The organism is Alkalimonas delamerensis (assembly GCF_030717955.1).
GTDB lineage: Bacteria > Pseudomonadota > Gammaproteobacteria > Enterobacterales > Alteromonadaceae > Alkalimonas > Alkalimonas delamerensis.
Map to the genome: position 1 here is coordinate 13,449 of NZ_JAUZVY010000003.1, position 18,178 is coordinate 31,626.

Here is an 18,178-nt window from a genome sequence, read left to right on the forward strand (position 1 = left end):
GATGCTGCGATGGGAATTCTGTATCGGTTGGTTATTCCTGTGTATTCTGAGCTTGCCTTTAGAGGCAGTGCAATGCGATCAAATATGGACACAAGCAATCCGAAGTAACAGCGCTACGCCATCAGTTATCAACTATCCTGCTCCAAACCCCAACTTTCCGGAGCCATTGCAGGCAGTAGATTATTACTATTCAAACAGCGCCAACTGGCTCATTAGCGCCGATACTGTTCGAACCACTACAACCCCAACAACACGATTATTTCTCAATGGCAACCTGACAATAGGTAGTAATTCACGATTGAACGAAGAAGGCCCAGCAGAGAACTTTATCCTGGTGGTTAGTGGTAGCCTTACAATACAAGCCGGAACTCGTATCAACGGTTTTATTTTGGCTGGCGGAGCCATCACTTTGAGTGAAGATGTGCAAATTCGTGGTGCTGTAACTGCAAAAGGAGCCACTGCAAATTTCGGTGCAAATGTGGAATTTGATGCAGAGGCATTGAGCCGGGTTCGAGGTGGAGGCTTGTGTGCGGCTACTTTAGGCTGTTTCAATGATAATTTTTCAGGTGGCGTTTTATCTGATGACTGGGTCACCTCACGCAGCAGTGGCAGTTTTACCCCTTCTATCGTGAATGGACGCTTACGGATGACTCAAGCCGTAGGCAACCAATCAACGGCAGCAACTTATCAACGGTTATTTCCTGCTGAAGATAATTTAGTGGTGATTGAGTTTGACTACCTGGCTTATGGTGGTACCGGTGCGGATGGGCTGGCGATTGTGTTATCGGATGCCAATGTGACACCGCAACCAGGCAGCTTTGGTGGCCCACTGGGCTATGGCAGTCGGGCCAATCAGAATATACCCGGCTTTGCCGGAGGCTGGTTGGGAATAGGGCTGGATGAGTTTGGTAACTTCTCAACCGAGGGGGGCCCCGGTGGGCCAGGCCGGCGTCAACAGTCGGTTGTCATTAGGGGGTCTGGTTCTGGTACGTCCGGTTATCGTTATTTACGAGGCACCTGCAATAATGGTGCGACCAACCCTGCTGGCGGCTGCCTGAACCCAAGAGTAGATGGCAATCAGTCAAACCCGCACCGCTATCGCATCACCATAGATTCGCGAGCCATCGGCCGGGCCATGGTCTCGGTAGAGCGGGATCATGGCACTGGTTTTCTTAGCCTGATCGCTCCATTTGATGCGCTGGCTCAGCCTGGTCAGGCCAACGTGCCTGAAAACTTCTTACTATCACTCACTGGTTCTACTGGTGGCTCAACCAACATCCATGAGCTGGATAATGTCAGCATCTGTGCCTTGCGCTCAATGCCGGTAGGTGTGCAAATCGATCATTTTGAGTTTGATCACAGCGGCCAGGCGTTGACCTGTCAGCCGGAGACTTTGACGGTAAGAGCCTGCTTAAATGCCGATTGCAGTGAGCTTTTTACCGATCCGGTGACCGCCACGCTAAGCCCTCAGCCAGTGCCCGGTGGCGAGTGGCTTGGAGGCAATGTGATCAATTTTAGTGGTGGCAGCACTACGGTCGAGTTGCGCCGCAGTACCGTGGGATCCGTCACGGTCGGCGTCAGTGGCTCTGTGCCAGGAACCCGTCCGCTGAGCACCACTTTGTGCCGGGCGGGCGCGGGTCCAAAAAATACCGCCAGCTGTACCTTGAATTTTGCCCGCAGTGGTTTTGTGCTTGAGGTACCGGATGGTATCGCCAATCAGCCGGAGACAGGCGTACGGCTGCGCGCGGTGCGTGAAAGTGACCCGGGACAGGCCTGTGTGCCAGCTTTTGCCAATGTGAGTCGGTCGGTACGGTTTTGGTCGGACTACATTACGCCGGATGCGGTGGAAAGGCCGGTCTCCTGGCCAGTTGAAGTCAATGAGCAGCCGATCAGCCTGAACAGTGCCGCACCATCCATTCAGGCCTTGGATTTTGATGGCAATGGCGAAGCGGTACTCAGCGTCAATTACGCCGATGCGGGGCGGGTGCAATTGAATGCCCGCTATCAGGGCTCAGCAGCAACTGGCGATGCAGGCCTGATGCTGCAAGGCGCAACCCAGTTTAGTAAGCGCCCCTATGCCTTGTGTCTGCAAACAGCAGCCAACTGCGCTGCTGGCGATGCCAGTTGTCCGGCTTTTGTCCGGGCTGGTGAAGCCTTTGCGCTGAATATCAGTGCCCATGGCTGGCAGGACGGTGTCTCGGACCACTGCAGTTTGCCATTGACCCCCAACTTTGCATTAAGCAGCATTGTGTTGGAGCATCAGTTGCTGGCGCCCGCAGCAGGCGAGCCTGGGCTGCTGCAACCCTTGAGCTATTCGCATCAGCAGGCTGCCAATGCCAGCGCTTCAGTCGACACCCGACTTTCCGAAGTGGGTGTCTTCCTGCTGACGGCCCGGCCGATGCCGCTTTCTTATCTTGGCATGACGGTTCCAGCCGCATCCAGCTCACCGGTCGGCCGGGTGACACCGGATCATTTTGCGCTGGGCTATGCCGATATTGAGCCGGGGTGCTCAGGCTTTAGTTACATGGGGCAGCCAATGCGCTGGTCGCTGGCGCTTCAGGCACGGGCAGAGTCCGGCCAGATCACCCAGAATTATCGGGATGCTTTTGTCCAGCTGCCTGACTGGCAGCTGGTGGCCGAAAATGCTAACGATGGGCAGGCGCTGTCGTCTAGGATAAGCGCTACCGGCGGCAGCTGGAGTTGGTCAGCGGGGGTTGCAGAATGGCTGGAGCAACCAGTAACTTTTCAACGTGCTACTGAGCCCGATGGTCCCTTTGAGCAGTTGCAGTTTGGTTTGCGCTATCAGGATGCCGATGGCATTGGCCTGACAGGACTCGATATGAACCCGACAGCCACAGGGGATTGCAATCAGGATGGAAGCTGTACTGCGATTCAGCTGGCCGGGCTGCAGCGGCAGCGTTACGGTCGCCTGGTGCTGGAGAATGCTTTTGGCCCGGAAGATAGCCCTTTGCCCCTGACCGCGCGAACCCAATATTGGGATGGGCAGCGCTTCCGGCAATCGGCGCAGGATCAGTGCACCTGGCTTGAGGTGGCTACGGCCTCTGTCGAAACTGGCAGCGGTTTGCCGGAGCTGGTGCTCGAAGGGCCGGGGGGCCTTATGCAAAATGGCCGCAATCAAGTCGATAGCCTTTGGTTGCCAGCCCCGTTGGAGCCGGGGTTCTGGCAATGGCAACTGGCAACGGACGACTGGCTGCAATTCAACTGGCAAGGGCAAGGGGACCAAGACCCACAAGCTGAAGCTGTCTTCGGTCGCTATCGCGGCAATCCGCGGCGAATTTTCTGGCGTGAACCTTTGCCTTAAGTGGCAGTCCAAGCCCCGATTGAGCTGAATTCTGCCTTTCTCACAGGAATTCAGCAAAAATGCTGGATAAAGCTGTTTTCTTGCGGCATTGTTACATAGAATAACCACAGAATTTTTGTCTATCTGAACCCCGGTTGCTGTCCAGGTCTGTACCGACGTTATGGCTGCAATCCGGGCTCGACTGAGCATAAGGATCAATCAGTTCCATGTTTAATAAACTGCGCGGTATTTTCTCCAACGACCTCTCCATCGATCTGGGTACAGCCAACACACTGATTTACGTTAAAGATCAGGGCATCGTGCTGAATGAGCCCTCGGTTGTGGCTATCCGGCAAGAGCGGGCGGGTGGCCCGAAAAGTGTGGCCGCGGTGGGTCATGCCGCCAAGCGGATGCTGGGCCGGACCCCGGGCAACATCAAAGCCATTCGGCCGATGAAAGACGGCGTGATTGCCGACTTTTATGTCACCGAAAAAATGCTGCAGCATTTTATCAAGCAAGCGCACAGCAACAGCTTCCTGCGGCCGAGTCCGCGGGTCTTGGTTTGTGTCCCTTGTGGCTCCACCCAGGTCGAGCGTCGCGCCATTCGTGAGTCGGCACAGGGGGCTGGTGCCCGTGAAGTCTATTTGATCGATGAGCCGATGGCCGCTGCCATTGGCGCTGGCATGCCGGTTTCGGAAGCAACCGGCTCCATGGTGGTGGATATTGGTGGTGGTACTACCGAAGTAGCCATTATTTCATTGAATGGCGTGGTTTACTCATCGTCGGTGCGCATTGGCGGTGATAAATTTGACGATGCCATCATCAATTACATTCGTCGCAACTACGGTATTTTGATTGGTGAAGCCACGGCCGAGCGTATCAAAACTGAAATTGGTTCTGCCTACCCAAGTGACGATGTGCTTGAAATCGAAGTGCGCGGTCGCAACCTGGCCGAAGGGGTACCGCGCAGCTTTACCATGACCAGCAATGAGATCTTAGAAGCGCTGCAAGAGCCGTTGGCGGGCATCGTCAGCTCGGTGATGGTGGCGCTGGAGCAATCACCGCCCGAGCTGGCGTCCGATATTTCCGAGCGTGGCATGGTCCTGACCGGTGGTGGTGCTTTGCTACGCGACTTAGACCGCTTGTTGATGGAAGAAACCGGCATCCCAGTGGTGGTTGCAGATGAGCCCCTGACCTGCGTAGCACGTGGCGGCGGTAAAGCGCTGGAGATGATTGATATGCATGGTGGTGATGTATTCAGCTATGAGTAAACCACAGCAGCCCCGGCTGCATTGTGGTCACAAGGCTGCCTGATGAACCCTATTTTTGAACGCGGCCCATCGCTGAGGCTGCGGTTGTTTATTGTCACGCTGTTAAGCCTTGGCTTAATGGTGGTCGATCGCTACACCGACAGTTCAACGCAATTGCGCAGTTACCTGACCACGGCAGTCAGTCCGCTGATATATATTGCCAGCTTACCGCAGGTGGTGCTCACCGGCGCCTCGGAACAGTTCATGTCGCATCAGCGGCTGTTGGCCGAAAATGAACAGCTGCGCGAGCGTTTGCTCAGACAAAGTGGCACCTTGCAGCGGCTTGAGTTTTTGCAGCAGGAAAACAACAAGCTACGCGAATTGCTTGGCTCGGCACCAGTGACTGAAGGACAGCGCCTGGTGGCGGAGGTAATGGCGGTGTACAGCCATCCGTTCAGTCACCAAATCGTGTTGAACCGGGGCAGCAACGATGGTGTCACCGAGTTTCAACCGCTGATCGACGATCTGGGCGTGCTGGGACAGGTGGTCAGCGTCGGCCCCACCAGCAGTCGGGCCTTGTTGATTACCGATACCACCCATGCCATGTCGCTGCGGATTGAGCGCACTGGGGTCAGTGTCATTGCCGAAGGCTTAGGCCAGTGGGATCGCATTCGTCTGGTGCATCTGCCACACAGCATCGATATTCAGCAAGGCGATCGCCTGGTGACTTCGGGGCTGGATGGCCGCTTTCCTGAAGGCTACCCGGTGGCCCGGGTCAGTCGCATTCAACGGGATTTAAGTCAGCCTTTCTTGCAAGTTCAGGCAGAACCTTTTGCCCAGCTTGATCGGATCCGCTACGTGCTGTTGCTGTGGCCGCAGCAAGACGCTTCAAACGAAGGAGGCAGCGACTGATGCAACAAACAAAAGGCATCGGTGTGATTTACCTTTCTTTGGTGCTGGCTTTGGTGCTGATGGTGATGCCGATGCCTGCCATGGTCAAACTATTCCGGCCCGATTGGGCCTTGCTGGTGCTGTTGTATTGGGTTCTGGCCCTGCCTTTCCGTGCCAATATCGGCACCGCCTTTGTGATTGGTTTTCTGGTCGATGTGCTGGTCGGGACCGTGCTGGGGGTGAATGCACTGGCTTATTCGGTGGTTGCTTTTGTGATGGCAGCCAATCACCAAAAGATCCGCAACTTTTCCGTATTGCAGCAATCCTTACTAATAGGCTTGCTGTTGGCTTTTTATCACCTGATGATCTTCTGGCTCAGCCATTTTTTGACCGGGGTGTATTTTTTACCAGACTATCTTTGGCCTGTGCTGACAGGTACTTTGGTTTGGCCCTGGTTGTTTTGGTTGCTGCGCCGGGTGCGACGACAATTTAAAGTACGGTAACACCAGCATGAAAACAACGATAGGTCTGGCCTCCGCCTCGCCACGACGCAAAGAACTGCTCACAGTGCTGCAACAGCCTTTCGAATTGGTCAAAGTGGACGTGGATGAAAGCTTGCTGCCGGCAGAATCGCCACTTGTTTACGTCGCGCGGCTGGCAAAGTGCAAAGCCGAGGCTGGTTTTGCCGCGGTGAGCGGGCGGATGCCTGTGCTTGGTGCCGACACCATCGTCGTGGTCGACCATGAGGTGCTGGGCAAGCCCCGGGATGAAGCAGACTTTGGCTGGATGATGCGACAACTGTCAGGCCGGGTGCATCAGGTCCATACCGCGGTTGCCATTGCTAGTGCGGGTTCTGTGTTGCAGCAGCTGGTCAGCAGCAAGGTGCACTTTGCCGATTTGACTGAGGCGATGATAGCGGCCTACTGGCAAACAGGCGAGCCGGCCGATAAAGCCGGTGGCTACGGCATTCAGGGCATCGGTGGCCGTTATGTCCGTTACCTTGAAGGCAGCTACAGTGCCGTGGTCGGTTTGCCCTTGTACGAAACCGATCAACTGCTGCAGCAATTGGAGGCCAGCTTATGAGTTCAGAGCTGCTGATCAATGTCACCCCCAGTGAAACCCGGGTCGCTTTGATTGAAAATGGTGTGCTGCAGGAAGTTCATATTGAGCGCCAGGCCAAGCGCGGCATTGTTGGCAATATCTATGTGGGCAAAGTCAGTCGGGTGTTGCCCGGCATGCAAGCCGCTTTTGTCGACATCGGCCTCGACAAAGCGGCTTTTTTGCATGCCTCCGATATTGTCCAGCCACAGGTGGCTGATGATACCGGTCAGGCGGCAATGCCGCGCGATATTCGTGGCCTGGTGCGGGAGGGGCAGCTGTTGCTGGTGCAGGTGGTGAAAGATCCACTCGGCACCAAGGGGGCCCGCCTGACCACCGATATCACCTTGCCTTCGCGTTATCTGGTCTTTATGCCCGATGCCAATCATGTGGGGGTATCGCAGCGCATTGAAAGTGAGACCGAGCGCAGCCGCCTCAAAGCCGTAGTTGCCGAGTTTGTTGACGAGCAAAGCGGTTACATCATTCGAACGGCGGCCGAAGGGGCTGGTGAAGAAGAATTAAAACAAGATGCCCGTTTTTTGAAAAAGCTCTGGGCCAAGATCAGCAAACGCAAACAAAAAACCCGCAAAGAAGGCCGGGTGTATGAAGACTTGAATTTGTCGTACCGGATTTTGCGGGATTTTATCGGCACTGATTTAGAGCGTATTCGCATTGATTCGAAACTCACCTATCAGGAGCTGCTGGCCTTTACCGATGAGTTTATTCCGCAGATGACATCGCTGCTGGAATACTATCCCGGCGAGCGGCCGATTTTTGACATGTTTGATGTGGAAAATGAAATCCAGCGGGCATTAGAGCGCAAAGTGATGCTGAAAAGCGGTGGCTACCTGATCATCGACCAAACCGAAGCCATGACCACCGTGGATGTAAATACCGGCGCCTTTGTGGGTCACCGCAATCTGGAAGACACCATTTTTAACACCAACATTGAAGCCACCCAGGCCATTGCCCGTCAGCTGCGGCTGCGCAACCTGGGGGGCATTATTATCCTCGACTTTATCGACATGCAGAATGAGGAACATCAGCGTCGGGTGCTGCACAGTCTGGAGCTGGCGCTCAGCCGGGATCGGGCCAAAACCAACATCCATGGCTTCTCTGCTCTGGGGTTGGTTGAGATGACCCGCAAAAGAACACGCGAAAGTCTGGAACATATCCTCTGTTCTGATTGTCCAGTATGTAAGGGGCGTGGCAGTTTAAAGACGGTAGAAACCGTTTGCTTTGAAGTGCTGCGTGAAATCGTGCGGGTGAACAGGGCCTATGATGCCGATGAGTTTGTGGTGTATGCCTCGCCGGAAGTGAAGGATGCTCTGACCAACGATGAGTTTCATAACCTGGCTGAAGTGCAGGTCTTTATTGGTAAGCAAATTAGCGTGCAGCTAGAGCCTTTATACAACCAGGAACAATTTGATGTGGTGATGATTTAGTGCAGAAATTCGGCAGGCTGTGTTTATTTTGTTTGCACAAGCTCTGGCTGTTGTTTGCCATCAGTCTGGTCTTGCTGGCGGTGCTGGTTTCTTTCCTGCGCTACAGCTTGCCTTATGCCGATCAATACCGCAACCAGATAGAGCGCCTGCTCTCCAGTCAATATGGCACCGAAGTGCAGATTGGCGAGCTCAGTGCCAGCTGGCAGGGGGGAGGCCCTGCCCTGCTGCTGCATGATCTGGCCTTTGCCAGTGAGCAAGACGATTTGGGTTTTTCCGTCGCCAAAGCCAGCATTCATCTGCATTTTTGGCGCAGCTTGCGCAGCCTGCAGTTACGCTCCAGCCATGTCGAGTTATCCGGCGTCGAGTTGCACCTGGCCGCTGAGCGACTGGTCGGTACCGCTGGCAATGGTCAGCAGGAGCCGCTGACCGATGCGCTGGAGCAATTGTTTTTCCGCCAGTTGCAACAATTTACCATCCGGGACAGCCGGGTTCGGTTGGAGCTGGCACACAGCGACCCTCTGGTGCTGGCCATACGGCAGCTGAACTGGCGTAACCGGGATCAGCGTCACCAGGGGCAGGGCATGATGGCCGTCGAAGGGGTGACCGGCAACAGCCTGTCTTTTGCATTGGACCTGTACGGTGGTCGGCTGGACGGACTTTTTGGTCAACTCTATTTGCAAAGCGCGCAACTGGATATTCAGCCCTGGCTGCGGCAGTTTTTGCCAGAATTGGCCGAGCTCGACTACGCCCATGTCAACTTGCAAGCCTGGGGCCGCGTTGATCGGGGGGCCATTCAGCGCATTCAGGTCGATTTGGCCGACAACACCCTGGGGTGGCAGCTGGGCAGCCAGCAGCACTGGTTAAAGCTCAGCAAAGGGCAGCTGATGTGGCAACCGACGGCGCAGGGCTGGTACCTGCAATCCTCGGATATCGCATTGAGTGGCCCGGAGGCCGACTTTGCCGGCATTCAGCTGCAACTCAGCCGTCGTGATGAAAGCCTGTATGGTCAACTGCAAGCCCTGGAGCTGGCCGCCTTGCAGCCGCTGATGCAGTTGATTGCGCAGCAGCGGTCAGAGCTGAGTATGCTGGCCAAATTGCAGCCCAGTGGTCGGGTCGAGCAGCTGGCCTGGGCGATCCAGCCGGATGACTGGCAGTTGCAGTTGGACGTGCAGCAGCTTAGCAACCAACCTTATGGCGATATACCCGGTGTTCAGCAGTTGCAGGGGCAGCTGCAGGCGGCTGCGGGCTTTGCCGAACTTAGCCTGCAAGGTGCGGACAATGCCGTGCTGTGGCAAGGGGCTTTCAGTCAGCCGATGGCCTACCAAAGGTTGCAGGCCGAATTGCAGCTTCGTTATCTTGATCATTTCTGGCAATTGCAGCTGCCGCGTTTTCAACTGCATGGGGAGGCCGTTCAGGCCGATGCGCAGCTGGTACTGAATTTTCACGATGAACCCGAACTGATGCTGCTGGCTACCGCCGATGGCGTTGCCGTCCGTGATGCGATGCATTTCTACCCCCGTCATTACATGCCTGAGGGCATCATTCAGTACTTGTCGCAGTCGCTGCTCGGTGGTGAGTTGCAGCAGGCGGCGACCTTGTGGCATGGCCCGCTCAGCCGCTTTCCATTTCGCGATGGCGATGGGATCTTTCAATCAAGCGGGCTGGTGACACAAGGTCGGATGCGTTTTCAGCCGGACTGGCCTGAACTCACCGGCATTGAAGCGCAGCTTTGGTTTGAAAACAGCAGGATGTCGATTGACAGTCAGCAGGGCCAGCTGCTTGGGCTTAGCATCGACGATCAGGTACGGGTCTGGATAGAGGATTTATTTGTCGCCGAGACCCTGTGGATTGACATTGCCACCAGCGCCGAGGCGGAAGCTGTGCAGGCGTTGATGGCGCAGTCCCCTTTGGCTGGCTCTGTCGGTGAGGCGCTGGCCTATGTTGGATTAACAGGGCAGGTCAAAGGCGAAGTGCAGCTGGCGGTCAGTCTGACTGAGCCCGAGGTCCACGCCAGTGGGGATGTCTGGTTTCACAACAATCAGGCCCGGCTGCAGGCGCCCAGCCTTGGCATTGAGCAAATTCAGGGGCAGTTGCGCTTTGACAACGACAAGATTGAAGCCAGCAACCTAAGCGGACAATGGCAGCAATTGCCTTTTGAGTTGCAGTTGCAAGGCCAGCAGCAGGAAGCAGCATACCAGCTGGCTCTGCAACTGGCCGGAAAGCAGCAGGCCAGCCGCTTGCTGTCGCAGCTGCCGTTAACCCTGCCAGAACTCGCAACGGGCGAGCTGGATTGGCAGCTTAGCCTGGATGTGCAGTTGCCGGGACAAGGCTTTGCTTATCAGGCACAGTTGCAGGCTGACCTGTCCGATACCGCCTTGCAATTGCCGGCACCCTACTTCAAAACGGCTGGTGAGGAAGCGGCGTTGGAAGTCTGGGTTCAGGGGCAGCCTGAATACAGCATTATCCGCGCGGCTTATTCCGAACCCCTGTTTGCTCAGGCGCGCTTGCAACACGACAGCGGGACCCTGGACCAGGTGTTGCTGCGCTTAGGTGCCGGGCACTATGGCGTCCTTGAGCCCGGCCTGGTGGTGGAAGTCGAGTTGGCACAAACCGAGCTCGCGCCCTGGTTCGAATTGTTGCTGCCGCCGCTGACCGCAGCGCAGCAGCAAAGTAGCGGTTTTTGGCCGGAGTTAAGCCGGGTCCGTGGCCGGGTGGGTGCTTTGCAGCTGACGGAGCAACTGGCACTGCATCAAACCTTGTTCGAGTTGTCACCGGCTGATGATCACTGGGCCTTGCAGTTGAATGGCAGTGAGGTTGCCAGCCAGTGGCGTTTTTACCATGACTGGCAGCAGCAAGGCATTGCTATCGATATGGATTACCTGCGGCTGGCGGCACAGCCGTCGCAACAGAGCGACAAGCCCACGCCAGCAGCAACGCCTGAGCCGATGAATTGGCTGCGCTCCTTGCCGCCCATTCGGCTGCAGTGCAAGGACTGCCGCTACGACAGCTATGCTTTTGGTCAGGTCCAGGCCGAGCTGGCCAATACCGAGCAAGGTTTGGAACTCAAACAGTTGCAGGCCGAATACAAGCGCAACCGGTTAACATTAAGCGGCCTGTGGCAACCGGATGCAGGTCTGGGCCGCAGTCAGTTTCAGGGGCAATTGACCAGCCCCAATATCGGCGCCCTGCTGACCGAGTATGAACTCAGCTCAGCCATCAGTGGCAGCCGGGCAGACCTTGCCTTTGACCTGCACTGGCAAGGCAGCCCGCTGCAATTTGAGCTGGCAAGCCTGGGCGGTACAGCCAGCTGGCAACTGGGAGAAGGCTCCCTGGCGGAAGTCAGTGACAAGGGCGCGCGCTTGTTCTCGATATTCAGCCTGAACTCGCTGGTACGCAAATTGCGGCTGGATTTTCGCGATGTGTTTGCCAAAGGCTTTTTTTACAACCGGATGCAAGGGGACATCAGCTTGCATCAGGGGGTGGCGCAAACCAGCAACAGCACCATCGACGGAGTGGCCGGCAACCTCAGCATGCAGGGCTACGCCGATTTGGTGAATCGCAAGCTGGACTATCAGATGACGCTGGTGCCTAAAGTCACCTCCAGTCTGCCGGTGATCATTGCCTGGATGGTGAATCCGGTCTCGGGGCTGGCGGCATTGGCGCTGGATGAAATGTTTACCTCGGCCGAAGTCATCTCACGGGTCAACTTTACCGTGACCGGCAGTTTTGATGAGCCGGTGGTGACGGAAGTGAACCGTCACAGCACCGAGGTGCCGGTGCCGGTTCGGGTGGCGCAGCCCGGCACAGAAGATGAGCCCGAGTCACTGAATGGTCAACCGCATGGTGGCTGACTGGCAGCTGTCTGCGCTGCAGTGGTGCAGCACCCCGGATCCTGCTGACAACCTGGCCAGGCTGCGGACGCTGCTGGGGACCTTGCCGCAGCATTCTCAGCATTTGGTGGTGTTGCCGGAGTGCGCTTTGATCTTTGGCGGCCCGGAAGGCTGGCAACAGCGCTTTAGCGAGCCGCTGGGGCAGGGACCCTTGCAAGCGGAGCTGGCCGCGCTGGCCCGGCAATTTCAGCTGTACCTATTGCTGGGATCCTTTCCAACCCAAAGTGCCGATCCTTCCCGCTTTGCTGCCAGCAGCTTGTTGTTTGCGCCTGATGGCCGCTTGCTGGCCGATTATCAGAAACTGCACCTGTTTGATGTTGAGGTGGCCGACCGCACCGGCAGCTACCGCGAATCGGATAGCACCCAGGCCGGTGAAAAAGTAGTGCTGGCCGATTGTGGGGGGCTGAAGCTCGGGCTGAGCATATGCTATGATGTGCGCTTTCCAGCCATGATGCAGCAGCTGGCTGCTCTGGGCATGCAGGTGCTGGCGGTGCCGTCGGCCTTCACCCGGGTTACCGGCGCGGCGCACTGGCACGCTTTACTTAAAGCCAGGGCCATTGAGACCCAATGCTTTGTGGTGGCCCCCAATCAAACCGGGGTTCATGCCAATGGCCGGGAAACCTATGGCCACAGCCTGATTCTCGATCCTTACGGCCGGGTGCTGGCCGATGCTGGCACGGAACCGGGGCTGATATCGGCCCGTATAGATTTAAAGCTGCTGACAGAGGTGCGCCAAGCCATGCCGCTGCAGCAACACAACCGTTTTAACTGTGAGTTGATACCATGAACCGAGTCGAACAAAACCTGCTGGCAGCTCACGAGCTAAGTGAGCAGCAACTGCAACAGAATTTAGGCTACTTGCTGCAGCATCAGTTGGACTATGCCGATCTGTATTTTCAATCCAGTGTGCACGAGTCCTGGGTGCTGGAAGATGGCTTGGTCAAAGATGGCTCTTTCAACATTGAGCAAGGCGTTGGCGTGCGGGCCATCAGCGGTGAAAAAACCGGTTTTGCTTATGCCGATACCATCAGTCAGGAAGCGCTGCAGCGCACCGCCGCGGCGGCTCGTGGCATTGCCGCCCAAGGCCAGCAAGGCAGCGTTAAAGCCTTCAGTCGGCGCGAACAGAGCGCCATTTACCTGCCATGCGAACCCTTGCAAAGTTTAACCAATACCGAAAAAGTGGCGCTGTTGCATCAGATCGAAGCCTTTATCCGCACGCTGGACAATCGGGTGAAACAGGTGATGGTTAGCTTAACCGGGGTCTATGAAGAAGTGTTGGTCGCTGCCAGTGATGGCACTTTCGCCACCGATATCCGGCCGTTGATCCGGTTGAATTGCTCGGTGTTGCTGCAGCAGGGAGAGCGGCGCGAACGCGGCAGTGCCGGTGGTGGTGGCCGCAGCAATTACGATTACTTCACCGCCGAGCTGGATGGCAGCCCACGCTGGCAGCAGTATGCCCGCGAAGCGGTGCGGATGGCTCAAGTGAATTTAACCGCCATCGATGCCCCGGCTGGCACCATGCCGGTGGTGCTGGGCGCTGGTTGGCCTGGCGTGCTGCTGCACGAAGCGGTTGGCCATGGCCTGGAGGGGGATTTTAACCGCAAGGGTTCCTCGACCTTCAGTGGCCGCATAGGGGAGCAGGTGGCGTCCAAACACTGCACCATCGTTGATGACGGCACCCTGGCGCATCGCCGTGGCTCGCTCAACGTAGACGACGAAGGCACACCGTCGCAGTACAATGTGCTGATTGAAAACGGTATTCTCAAAGGCTACATGCAGGACAAGCACAATGCCATGCTAATGAACACAGCACCAACAGGCAATGGCCGGCGTGAGACTTTTGCCCATCTGCCGATGCCACGGATGACCAACACCTACATGCTGGCTGGTGAACACGCACCGGAAGACATTATCGCCAGCGTGAAAAAAGGTATCTATGCGCCGAATTTTGGTGGTGGTCAGGTCGACATTACCTCCGGCAAGTTTGTGTTTTCGGCATCGGAAGCTTATCTGATTGAAAATGGCAAGATCACCGCGCCGATTAAAGGCGCAACCCTGATTGGCAATGGCCCGGCAGCGATGCAGCAGGTGTCGATGGTGGGCAACGATCTGGCGCTGGATACCGGTGTTGGCGTCTGCGGCAAGCAGGGCCAAAGCGTGCCAGTCGGCGTGGGCCAGCCCACCCTGAAGCTGGATGCGATGACGGTCGGTGGCACCCAGTAAAGTCAATGCGTGCAAGTGCTCTTTCCAGTTAATTATGACCGGTTCAGCGAGTGCCAGGGCTTTCAAGGCAAGACAGCTCGTTGAAGGCATAGTGGTGCTCTGTCGAAACGAGCTAACGCCGCATTGGAAGTCCTGGCGCTCGCCCGTAGGGTCGGTTTAAAACACCCTCAGACGTTGTTGCTTGTTTTTGATTTAGCACCACTAAACCTGCAAACAAACGCCTAGCCTGAGGGTGTTTTAATTCCGACTGAATCCGTCATAATTAACTGGAAAGAGCACTAGTGCGATTAGTTTGCCAGAAACCCCGTGACTGAGTAAACTTTACCCCTTGTTTAAGCCCGCCAGCAGAGCGGGCCTTGACCCGAACCCTGACAGGAAGTAGTTATGGCAGCATTTGGTACCCTTTTTATGCCAGAAATGGCAGTGGCCCGTTTCAGCGATGGCGGCTGGAGCCAGCCGGAAGTTGTTTCATCCAACAGCATCAGCCTGCATCCGGGCGCGCATGTGCTGCACTACGCCAGCACTTGCTTTGAAGGTTTAAAAGCCTTCCGCCATGACGATGGTTCCATTCATTTATTCCGGATGGACCGCAATGTGGCCCGTATGCAGCAAAGCAGCGAGCTGTTGTCCTTGCCGGCCTTTGAAGCGCCGATGCTGGAGCAGATGATCACCGACATCGTTCAGCGTTTTGCTGCCGAAGTGCCGGCCCCGCCGGGGTCCATGTACATCCGCCCTACCCACATCGGCACCGAAGCTGCCATCGGCAAAGCGGCGGCGCCAACCGCATCCTCGCTGTTGTATGTGTTGCTGTCGCCGGTCGGTGATTACTTCGCCGGTGGTGCCAAGCCACTGCGCTTGTTGCTGGAAGAAAATGGCGCCCGCTGTGCGGCCCATATGGGCATGGTCAAAAGCGGGGGCAACTACGCCAGTGCGCTGCAACCGATTTTAAAAGCCCGCGCCAGCGTGCAGGCCGATCAGGTGCTGTTCTGCCCGGGCGGCGATGTGCAGGAAACCGGCGCGGCCAACTTCCTGCTGATTGACGGCAATGAAATCATTACTAAGGCGCTGGATACCAGCTTCCTGCACGGCGTCACCCGCGACTCCATCTTAACACTGGCACGCGATCTGGGCATGACAGTATCGGAGCGTGAGTTGACGGTAGAAGAGCTGCTGGAGCGCGCTGCCAAGCCAGGCGCCGAAGCCGCACTGTCGGGCACCGCAGCGGTGTTGACGCCGGTAGGCACCTTAATCCGCGGCAATAAAGAGCATGCGGTCGGCAACGGCGAAGCAGGCCCGGTCACCATGAAGCTGCGCCAGGCACTGAATGCCATTCAGTGGGGCAAAGCCGAAGACAAACACGGCTGGCTACGCAAAGTCTAAGCCATGCTGCAATACTCCCCAAAGGCCCTTGAATGGGCCTTTGTTGTTTCCGCGCATTCAGCGGCCCAAAAACAAAGGCACTAAAGAGTACTTTTGTGCATTATTCACGCAGCGTGTTACAATGTTAGACATTGCAACACATTATGGGGTGGGGTCGTATGAAAAGCGAAATGCTCAGTACGCGCATTGATCATGACACCAAAGTCGCGTTTACTACAATTTGTGATGAAGTTGGTTTAAGCCCATCGCAAGCACTTAAGCTCTTTGCGCGTGCCGTTATTAACCACGGAGGCATCCCCTTTGAGCTGAAGGTGCCTCAGCCGAATGCAACGACTGCTGCTGCTATTCATGAACTTGCAGAAGGGAAAGGCAACCGCAGTCAATCCATTGAGCAGATGCTCAATGAGTTGACCGAGGGCAAAGTTCGCAATGCTCAGTCTTGAATACTCTACTCAATTCAAAAAAGACTTTAAAAAAATTGCCAAAATGCCTATCCCTGACATAGTGGAAGTGGGCAACATCATCTCAAAACTGCAACGGGGTGAAACTCTAGCTGCCAAAAATGTCGATCATCCACTCACGGGCAATTGGCTGGGGTTTCGTGATTGCCACATTAAACCCGATCTGGTGTTAATCTACAGAATAACCAATGAGACTTTGCAACTTGCACGCATTGGTTCCCACAGCGACCTTTTCTAGCTGCTATTGCTAAGTGCCTTCATGCTGCTCCTGTCGCTGCAGACCGAAAGCATGCAGCACCTGTAGCAGCGCCGGCAGCCAGCTGTGCTGCAGCTGTGCTAGCTCCTCTTCAGACAACAGCAGGGAAGTGGAGCTCCAGCGTAGGGTAAAGGGGCTGATTTTGGCTTGCTGCACCCTTCCTGCGGTATCCAGTAACAGAGCCTGCAGCACAAAATCGTGTTGGTAATCTCCATTGGCATCGGCTTTCAGCCAGTGATCAAAATCGGCGACACTTAACTGCAGCATCAGCCAATGGCTGACGCCCAGTTCATCCGAAAGTGCACCCAGTAAACGGCGTGTGGGTTTGATATCAAGGTTAAAACGATCTTCGCGCTCGTACAGGGAGGTCTCAGGGTTCCAGTTCATGACCAATAGGTAGCGGTCTTCCGCTGCCGACTGATTGGTCAGATAGCCATCCAGTTGCCAGTTAGCATCGCTTTTTTTTGCTGGCTGCGGTAGCAAAGAGCAGGGAGCGGAAATTGGAAAAGCACAATCCAGATAATTGTACCTGAACGCACCATTTACAAAGCGAAACTGGCTGGGTTTTCCCCAGAATACATCGGGTTTGTGTTGGGTATCCCAGGGTAAGCGATTATCAAGTCCCGGTGCTGTAGCCAACAGGTGGTGAAGCTGTGCCGACATCTCTGGTTGTAACTGAGCTAACAAGATCGTACGACCAGTGGACGAATAAGACAGCGATGGCTGGTAAAAAACAGTGTTTTTTTGTTTAAGGCGGGTACCGGGATAACTGTCGGTCAGGCGTGGATCCAGTGATAGCGGTAGCAGGCCAATTTGCTGTATTTCTTCCTCTGTTATCACCCAGTGCAGCGCACTATCATTGCTGTCTTGAGCATGGTAAACCCGGTATTTGTTTAACCAGCCTCTTGGATCCTCAGCCCAGTTGTAGCTGCTAAAATCGATGCTACTGCAGGCGGCAAGGCATACAGCCAATGCCAGCAACAGCAGTTGACGCCATGTCGTACGAACCATTAGTGTGCTCCTTGGATGGCTATTTGCAGGTTGGCAAATAGCTGGGTCAACGCCTGATAGGCCGGGCAGCTAGCATCCTGCTCGCATGCGGTGATGCTGTCGCGAATATCGCGCTGGTTAAGCTGATACCAGCTACGCAGGTATTTGTCTGGTCCTATGGTCAAGAATATCAGTGGATCGGTATAGATACTGCTGCCCGCCCGGAAGCCTTCCGTAGCAGCGGCAATGACTTCACCCTGATGGTTAATCAGCACCGCCTGGTAAGCCAGTGATTCAAAAAACTCAGTCCCCAGCCTGGCTTTCTCTCCCCGCTCCTGCCAACTGCCTTGAGTTAGGTAGGGCGGAATGCTGCCATGTGGCAGCAGGGTGTTGCGGCTAATGAAAAGTAGCAACAAGCTATCTGTTGCCTGGTACTGGGATGGCTGCGTCATTGCCTTAGTAAAAGCTGTGCTGGCACTCCAGGCTACTAAATGAGTGCGTTGCGTGGCGAGGTCGTGCGACAGTTTCATACCAGGATAATGCTGATTAGATACTGGTGGTGGAGGCAGCACAGCAAGGTCGGTGTGCTGGGCCAGCCAGCGTTCAGTCATGAGCTGTAATGGCACCAGGGTTTCCGGGGTAAAGGCAACGTCGACTATCTGCTCATCGGAGAAGGTGTTTAACAGGACCGGCAATCGGCTTGGTTGGATACCATCAGGCATCGGCAGGTTGCGCAGCACAAATGGCGGCCTGGCGTTTTCCACCGAGCAGAGGGTGCTTTTGCCGCAACGGATCCGTTCATCGGCCAGTGCAGAAGCTGTAAAAAAAATAAGCAGGGTAAGGGCAATAAGCAGGGTGTCTTTCATGGAAATAAACTCAGATTACGGCAGGCGCGCGATTATAGCACAGAGAAAATTGATGCGGAGTATTTTGCAATTCATTTTCATCTGTTATGATGCGCGGCGAAAAAAAACAGTTGTTAATATTTTGTTT

General features: G+C 55.6%; 14 protein-coding genes. 12 read left to right on the forward strand and 2 right to left on the reverse strand.

Annotated elements, in window-relative coordinates:
* Position 1 precedes the first annotated feature (1 nt).
* From Q3O59_RS08325 to Q3O59_RS08380, 12 genes are all read left to right on the forward strand, one after another.
* A complete protein-coding gene (locus tag Q3O59_RS08325; RefSeq protein ID WP_440132270.1) occupies positions 2-3,322 on the forward strand; it encodes a DUF6701 domain-containing protein in 3,321 nt (1,106 codons plus the stop codon).
* A 206-nt stretch (positions 3,323-3,528) separates the two neighbouring features.
* A complete protein-coding gene (locus tag Q3O59_RS08330; RefSeq protein ID WP_091345165.1) occupies positions 3,529-4,572 on the forward strand; it encodes a rod shape-determining protein in 1,044 nt (347 codons plus the stop codon).
* 42 nt (positions 4,573-4,614) lie between these two features.
* Positions 4,615-5,463 carry a rod shape-determining protein MreC gene (mreC, locus tag Q3O59_RS08335; protein ID WP_305945147.1) on the forward strand — a complete coding sequence of 283 codons (849 nt, stop codon included), beginning with the start codon at positions 4,615-4,617 and terminating at the stop codon, positions 5,461-5,463.
* Complete coding sequence (gene mreD, locus Q3O59_RS08340; RefSeq protein ID WP_228589496.1) at positions 5,463-5,945, forward strand: rod shape-determining protein MreD; 483 nt, start codon at positions 5,463-5,465, stop codon at positions 5,943-5,945. The genes mreC and mreD overlap by 1 nt, the downstream gene beginning before the upstream one ends.
* 7 nt (positions 5,946-5,952) lie before the next feature.
* The gene (locus Q3O59_RS08345) at positions 5,953-6,525 is read left to right on the forward strand and encodes a Maf family protein (protein WP_305945148.1); all 573 of its coding nucleotides are present in this window, start codon (positions 5,953-5,955) and stop codon (positions 6,523-6,525) included.
* Positions 6,522-7,985, forward strand: a complete 1,464-nt coding sequence (rng, locus tag Q3O59_RS08350; protein ID WP_305945149.1) for a ribonuclease G — start codon at positions 6,522-6,524, stop codon at positions 7,983-7,985. Before Q3O59_RS08345 ends, rng begins: the two co-directional genes overlap by 4 nt.
* A gap of 32 nt (positions 7,986-8,017) precedes the next feature.
* On the forward strand, positions 8,018-11,836 hold the full coding sequence (locus Q3O59_RS08355; protein ID WP_305945150.1) for a YhdP family protein: 3,819 nt from the start codon (positions 8,018-8,020) through the stop codon (positions 11,834-11,836).
* A complete protein-coding gene (locus Q3O59_RS08360; RefSeq protein ID WP_305945151.1) occupies positions 11,814-12,662 on the forward strand; it encodes a carbon-nitrogen hydrolase family protein in 849 nt (282 codons plus the stop codon). The genes Q3O59_RS08355 and Q3O59_RS08360 overlap by 23 nt, the downstream gene beginning before the upstream one ends.
* Positions 12,659-14,098: a metalloprotease TldD gene (gene tldD / locus Q3O59_RS08365; RefSeq protein ID WP_305945152.1), complete on the forward strand. Its 1,440-nt coding sequence runs from the start codon at positions 12,659-12,661 to the stop codon at positions 14,096-14,098. The genes Q3O59_RS08360 and tldD overlap by 4 nt, the downstream gene beginning before the upstream one ends.
* A gap of 384 nt (positions 14,099-14,482) precedes the next feature.
* Positions 14,483-15,478: a branched-chain amino acid aminotransferase gene (locus tag Q3O59_RS08370; protein WP_305945153.1), complete on the forward strand. Its 996-nt coding sequence runs from the start codon at positions 14,483-14,485 to the stop codon at positions 15,476-15,478.
* 158 nt (positions 15,479-15,636) lie between these two features.
* The gene (locus Q3O59_RS08375) at positions 15,637-15,921 is read left to right on the forward strand and encodes a type II toxin-antitoxin system RelB/DinJ family antitoxin (RefSeq protein WP_305945154.1); all 285 of its coding nucleotides are present in this window, start codon (positions 15,637-15,639) and stop codon (positions 15,919-15,921) included.
* Entirely contained in the window at positions 15,908-16,177 is a 270-nt protein-coding gene (locus Q3O59_RS08380; protein WP_369812372.1) for a type II toxin-antitoxin system RelE/ParE family toxin, read from the forward strand. The genes Q3O59_RS08375 and Q3O59_RS08380 overlap by 14 nt, the downstream gene beginning before the upstream one ends.
* 9 nt (positions 16,178-16,186) lie before the next feature.
* On the opposite strand, the gene Q3O59_RS08385 is transcribed toward Q3O59_RS08380, so the two are convergent.
* Together Q3O59_RS08385 and Q3O59_RS08390 are read right to left on the reverse strand one after the other, a co-directional pair.
* The gene (locus Q3O59_RS08385) at positions 16,187-17,206 is read right to left on the reverse strand and encodes a hypothetical protein (protein WP_305945155.1); all 1,020 of its coding nucleotides are present in this window, start codon (positions 17,204-17,206) and stop codon (positions 16,187-16,189) included.
* Positions 17,206-18,051 (reverse strand): hypothetical protein, encoded by an 846-nt coding sequence (locus Q3O59_RS08390; RefSeq protein WP_305945156.1) that lies wholly within the window; start codon positions 18,049-18,051, stop codon positions 17,206-17,208. The genes Q3O59_RS08385 and Q3O59_RS08390 overlap by 1 nt, the downstream gene beginning before the upstream one ends.
* Positions 18,052-18,178 lie beyond the last annotated feature (127 nt).

What these genes read in the sequence shown, in the direction of transcription:
- Q3O59_RS08370 (WP_305945153.1), top strand. Translation starts at nt 14,483, where the DNA reads ATGGCAGCATTTGGTACCCTTTTTATGCCAGAAATGGCAGTGGCCCGT.
- Q3O59_RS08345 (WP_305945148.1), top strand. Translation starts at nt 5,953, where the DNA reads ATGAAAACAACGATAGGTCTGGCCTCCGCCTCGCCACGACGCAAAGAA.
- Q3O59_RS08325 (WP_440132270.1), top strand. Translation starts at nt 2, where the DNA reads ATGCTGCGATGGGAATTCTGTATCGGTTGGTTATTCCTGTGTATTCTG.
- mreC (WP_305945147.1), top strand. Translation starts at nt 4,615, where the DNA reads ATGAACCCTATTTTTGAACGCGGCCCATCGCTGAGGCTGCGGTTGTTT.
- mreD (WP_228589496.1), top strand. Translation starts at nt 5,463, where the DNA reads ATGCAACAAACAAAAGGCATCGGTGTGATTTACCTTTCTTTGGTGCTG.
- Q3O59_RS08375 (WP_305945154.1), top strand. Translation starts at nt 15,637, where the DNA reads ATGAAAAGCGAAATGCTCAGTACGCGCATTGATCATGACACCAAAGTC.
- tldD (WP_305945152.1), top strand. Translation starts at nt 12,659, where the DNA reads ATGAACCGAGTCGAACAAAACCTGCTGGCAGCTCACGAGCTAAGTGAG.
- Q3O59_RS08385 (WP_305945155.1), bottom strand. Translation starts at nt 17,206, where the DNA reads ATGGTTCGTACGACATGGCGTCAACTGCTGTTGCTGGCATTGGCTGTA.
- Q3O59_RS08360 (WP_305945151.1), top strand. Translation starts at nt 11,814, where the DNA reads ATGGTCAACCGCATGGTGGCTGACTGGCAGCTGTCTGCGCTGCAGTGG.
- Q3O59_RS08380 (WP_369812372.1), top strand. Translation starts at nt 15,908, where the DNA reads ATGCTCAGTCTTGAATACTCTACTCAATTCAAAAAAGACTTTAAAAAA.
- rng (WP_305945149.1), top strand. Translation starts at nt 6,522, where the DNA reads ATGAGTTCAGAGCTGCTGATCAATGTCACCCCCAGTGAAACCCGGGTC.
- Q3O59_RS08330 (WP_091345165.1), top strand. Translation starts at nt 3,529, where the DNA reads ATGTTTAATAAACTGCGCGGTATTTTCTCCAACGACCTCTCCATCGAT.
- Q3O59_RS08390 (WP_305945156.1), bottom strand. Translation starts at nt 18,051, where the DNA reads ATGAAAGACACCCTGCTTATTGCCCTTACCCTGCTTATTTTTTTTACA.